A 5,243-nucleotide genomic window follows, 5' to 3' on the forward strand; every position below is an offset into this window, starting at 1 on the left:
ATCCCGCTGTTGAAAAACAACACAATTTCGATACCACCAGAAATGCTAATGTCTTGGCAAACTACAGTAGACCTCATCGCTAAGGTCGCTAAAGTGCCGGCATCATTAATCATGAAACTGCATGCAGATGAAATGGAAGTATTTGTTGCCAACAATAACACCGACAGCCCATATTCTCCTGGGATGAAGGACAAGCTGGGTCATGGCTTATATTGTGAATCAGTCATTGAGCAACAAACTGAATTACATGTTGAAAATGCATTAACCGATACTCGTTGGCGCCAAAATCCAGATCTTGCTGTTGGTATGATTTCGTATTACGGCTTACCGCTCAATTGGCCTAACGGCGAGGCCTTTGGCACCATTTGTGTACTCGACAAAAAAGCAAAAGGTTACTCAGCCGATCTTGTTATGCTGTTGGAATGCTTTCGTAAAAATGTTGAAAGTAATTTAGAAATACTCGATCAAAAGGAAAAGCTGGCACAAGCTAATTTACAATTAGAAACCCATATTGCACAGCGCACTTTTGAATTAGAAAAGCTTAACAATGATTTAATGCAAGAAATCGACTCACGAATAGCGGCAGAAAAACTACTCGATATTCAACAACGTTTCGACACTGTCACCGGCTTACCCAAATTCAACCAGCTCGAAACGATGTTTAATCAACTGACGACTAAAAATGAATTTACCAGTATTTCGGTAGTCCATTTCAGCATCACAAACTTAAAAGTCATTCAAGACGGTTTAGGTTATGACATGAGTGAAAAAGTGCGTAATTTAGTGGCTCAGAAGCTTCAGCGCTTTATTACTAATAACGCCTACCTTGCTACTGTCAGTGAAACCACATTCTGCATCGTCATTTCCACCAAGAAACAGCTATATGCCGATAAGATGGCGGCTTTTTGCAGTCGTTTATGTCAACATTTTGCTCAAGTTATCCATGTTGATGACTTCCCAGCATCCATTACCACCGCAATAGGCGTATCATTTTATCCTAACGATGGTAGTTGTTTTATGGAGCTCTCCAGAAAATCCAGCGCAGCACTTTCACACTGTGAAATAAGTAATAACAATGGCTATAAGTTTTTTAACCCCAAAATGGAATCCGAACTCTCTAATCGTATACAAATGGAGTCATTATTAAGAGGTGCGCTTAACCGCGATGAGCTGTCGTTAAATTACCAACCTTTTGTCGACACCCAAAGCCAAAATGTTATTGGTGCCGAAGTACTTATCAGGTGGTATAACCCAACTTTAGGTCAAGTGTCACCGGTCGACTTTATTGAAAATGCTGAACAATCTGGACAGATCATTGAAATCGGTTATTTTGTGTTGAGAAATGCGTTGAAACAATTAGCTTACTGGCGCGAATTATATAACCGAGACTTTTACCTAGCGATTAATATTTCTCCTGTACAGCTCAAAGATAGTTACTTGATAGATAAGATTGTGCAACTGCTGGAGTTATATAAAATACCTGGCAACTTACTTGAAATAGAACTAACAGAGAATGCGTTTATACACGATGCTACACATGCCCAAGAAATATTAAATAAGTTACACCATCATGGGATCCGGTTGTCTTTAGATGATTTTGGTACCGGCTATTCATCACTCAGTTATTTGCAAAACTACCCGTTTAATTCGGTTAAAATTGATCGCAGTTTTATTCGTAATCTTGAAACTTCAGAACAAAGCCGACAGTTAGTTAACACCATGATCGCCATGGCAAATGATTTACAATTATCGTTGGTAGCAGAAGGGGTTGAAAATCAATTCCAAGCCGATTTTGTGGCTAAACAAGGTGCCAACATATGGCAGGGTTATCATTTGGGGAAACCTGTAGATGCCAATGATTTTGCCCAGCAATACTTAATTCCCTCAATGACACCTCTATTTTAATCTACTGCATGTGTCGCAATAGTTCCGCACTCAACGAGTACCGTATAAGCCGACCGATACAAAGTCGGCTTGTATTTACTACGGTAAGCCGTATCACATTTTTAACTGCACATTCGAAGTCATTTTAGTCGAGCACGCCAATACAAAACCTGCAGCGATTTCTTCAGCGGTTAATGCCATTTTGCTAGACGATACAGTAGTGCCTGAAACAACCTGACATTTACATGCACCACATACACCCGTTCGGCAAGCCGCAATCATCGGTAATTTTGCAGACTCTATGCCATCAAGTAGGCTTTGATCGCCAGTTAACTGCACCTGCTTATCACCAATACTCAGCATAAACCGTTCTGTTGATGGATTACTGTCTAGTGCCGCTTTTAAGCCTAGAGCGCTACTTGCGCCAAAGCTTTCTTGATTAAACTGACTCATATCAAATTCGGCAGCTTCAAGCATTAATTTTACCGCAGCCATGTAGGGTTCTGGTCCACATACAAACACCGTACGCTGTTGATAATCTGGTACTAATTTGACTAAGGTTTCTAAACTTAAGCGCCCACCTTCGCAACCTGTAGAAGTATGTTTATCGGTTAACTCTTGCTTATTACTGTCTGACTCAAGTACATAATTAAGATTAAAACTCGGGCTTCGTGATGCCATTGACGCCATCGAATCGGCAAACATAATGTCATGAACCGTTTTGGCACTGTGTACAAAGGCAATATCACTGTCGGTAGTGGTATCGCAAAGCCAGCGCGACATAGAATGCATAGGTGTGACACCACAACCAGCACTTAACAATAAGTATTTATCGGCTTCAATGTCGATCAAGTTAAATATTCCATCAGGGCCAGTAACCGTCACTTCATCGCCAACATTGAGCGACTCAGTTAAGTAATTAGACACCAAACCACCAGCGATTTTTTTAACCGTAACCACTAACGAAAATGGTCGTGAAGGTGACGATGAAATAGTGTAACTGCGGTAAACCTTGTCGCCATTAATGTCGAGTTTAAAGGTAATAAACTGTCCCGGTTTAAAATTAAACTTAACCGGTTCAATCCCTTGAAATCGAAAACTCACCACATCATGGGTTTCATTCCATTTTTCAACACAACAAAGTTGCACCTCACCTCGTTGCCAGTTCTCAGCAGCCAAAAGTGCTTTCGAGCCTGTCAACGCAGGTGGTTGCACCGTAGGCGTGCTCTTGAAAACAGGGGCCTCGATAACAGGAGTCACCTTTTTTGCCGCTTGGGCAGAAAGCGCTTGTGAAAATGAAAAACCAATTGAGGGAGTACTACTCATTTTGACACCTTTAACGCAGTAAAAAACACAGAGCGCGATATGAAAATCTCATATCGCCTGTAATCGTTATCGTGCAAATACGGGTAACATAAATGCACGATTTTTAGGGCTAATTACGCCACGTTCATCATGGCTTTTAAGTCTGACTCAACATCGGTAGTGCCACGTAAACCAAACTGTTGCTCTAAAATATTCATTAGATTTTCAGATAAAAACGCTGGCGCAGTAGGTCCTGTACGGATGTTTTTCACGCCAAGCGATAACAAGGTTAATAGCACCACAATCGCTTTTTGCTCAAACCACGACAACACTAGGCTCAGCGGTAAATCATTAAGGTCACACTCAAAAATATCTTTTAACGCTAACGCTAACTGAATAGCAGAATAGGCATCGTTACATTGGCCCACATCAAGTAAACGTGGCACACCATTGATGTCACCAAAGTCTAATTTATTGAACTTGTACTTACCGCAACCTAAGGTCAAAATAATTGAATCGTCAGGCACAGATTTAGCTAAATCGGTAAAGTAATTACGTTCTAACTTGTCACCATCACAACCACCAATTAAGAAGAAGTGCTTAATAGAACCATTTTTAACGTTTTCAACTACGGTTGGTGCAGCTGCCATTAAGGCGTTACGGGCAAAACCGATGGTGATCATGTGTGGAATTTCATCATAAGCAAAACCTTCAAGTTCAAGGGCTTTGTTAATCACTTCGCTGAAATCATCACCTTCAACGTGAGTTACACCAGGCCAACCTACGATACTGCGGGTATAAATACGGTCAGAGTACTCACCCACAGTAGGGTCGATAATACAGTTTGAGGTCATCACTACTGCACCTGGGAAAGTGGCAAATTCTTTTTGCTGATTCTGCCAAGCGCCGCCGTAGTTGCCGACTAAATGCGAGTATTTTTTAAATGATGGGTAAGCAAGTGCTGGTAACATTTCGCCGTGAGTAAAGACATTAATGCCCTTGCCTGCGGTTTGCTCAAGAATAAGCTCTAGATCTTTCATGTCGTGACCAGACACTAAAATCGCTTTACCTTTAACAGATTTGGTATTCACTTGTGTTGGCTCAGGATGGCCAAAAGAGGTGGTTTCGCCTAAATCTAACATCGCCATAATGCGGTAGTTTAATTGGCCAATTGCCATTGCAGTAGCAAATAACTTGTCAGCATCAACAGAGTCTTCGCCTAAGAATGCCATGATTTTATGGAACTCAGCAGCCACATCGACATCAGTTTGATCTAATACGCGAGCATGCTCCATATAAGCCGCTGCGCCTTTTAAGCCATATAGGCATAATAAACGTAAGCCTAAAATGTCTTCATTTACGCCTCCGCCGTTAAGCAGTGCAATTGGCGCCTGGGCTAAAATCTCAGGTTTTGAGGTAGCAAGTAATAACTCACCTTGGCCGCTCACCATTTCTGGCTCGACACCTTGGCCTTTACAAGCAGCAATGTAAGCCGCTTTTAATTGGTCGCGATACGTTTGTGCCTGGTAGGCATAATCAATTAAGCGTTCATCGTCGAAGTTTACGTTAGTTAACGTGGCAAAAAAGGCTTTAGGCACAAAAGTGTCAATGTCGTTGTCTACAATGCCAAACTCACGCGCTTTAACTGCATAAGCCGACACGCCTTGCAGCATATAGATTAATAAATCTTGAATATCAGACGTCGACGCTAACTTGCCGCACATACCTTGCGAGTAACTACAGCCATTGCCTTCTGGTGTTCTAATGGTTTGCTCACATTGCACACAAAACATAACTCTACTCCTCAAATATTATTCATGTATAAATTTTACATGTTAGAAGCGAGTTTACTCTTTACACTGTAAATCAAAACCCGTTTTTGGTAGCAATGTTAGATTTTATGAGCCACATCACCTTCAGCAATCGCTAATATTGATTGGTATTTATTGAATGAAAACGAAGGGTATGGCGCGCTAAAATCAATATCTATAGCGACATAATGAACATGAATATAGGGAAAATAACGTAGCTAGAGTCAGTAAGACATCATTAAC

3 protein-coding genes are annotated in these 5,243 nt (G+C 41.2%); 1 reads left to right on the forward strand and 2 read right to left on the reverse strand.

Annotated elements, in window-relative coordinates:
* Window positions 1-1,905: sensor domain-containing phosphodiesterase (locus tag CXF78_RS09275; RefSeq protein WP_102036605.1), on the forward strand; the 1,905-nt coding region annotated here is incomplete at its 5' end.
* Between the two features lie 93 nt (window positions 1,906-1,998).
* Here CXF78_RS09275 and CXF78_RS09280 read toward each other — a convergent pair.
* Together CXF78_RS09280 and hcp are read right to left on the reverse strand one after the other, a co-directional pair.
* Window positions 1,999-3,210 (reverse strand): FAD-binding oxidoreductase, encoded by a 1,212-nt coding sequence (locus CXF78_RS09280; RefSeq protein ID WP_102036606.1) that lies wholly within the window; start codon window positions 3,208-3,210, stop codon window positions 1,999-2,001.
* Window positions 3,211-3,323: 113 nt separating this feature from the next.
* Window positions 3,324-4,982 carry a hydroxylamine reductase gene (gene hcp, locus CXF78_RS09285; RefSeq protein ID WP_102036607.1) on the reverse strand — a complete coding sequence of 553 codons (1,659 nt, stop codon included), beginning with the start codon at window positions 4,980-4,982 and terminating at the stop codon, window positions 3,324-3,326.
* Window positions 4,983-5,243 lie beyond the last annotated feature (261 nt).

It is taken from the genome of Shewanella sp. 11B5 (genome assembly GCF_002836795.1).
GTDB lineage: Bacteria > Pseudomonadota > Gammaproteobacteria > Enterobacterales > Shewanellaceae > Shewanella > Shewanella frigidimarina.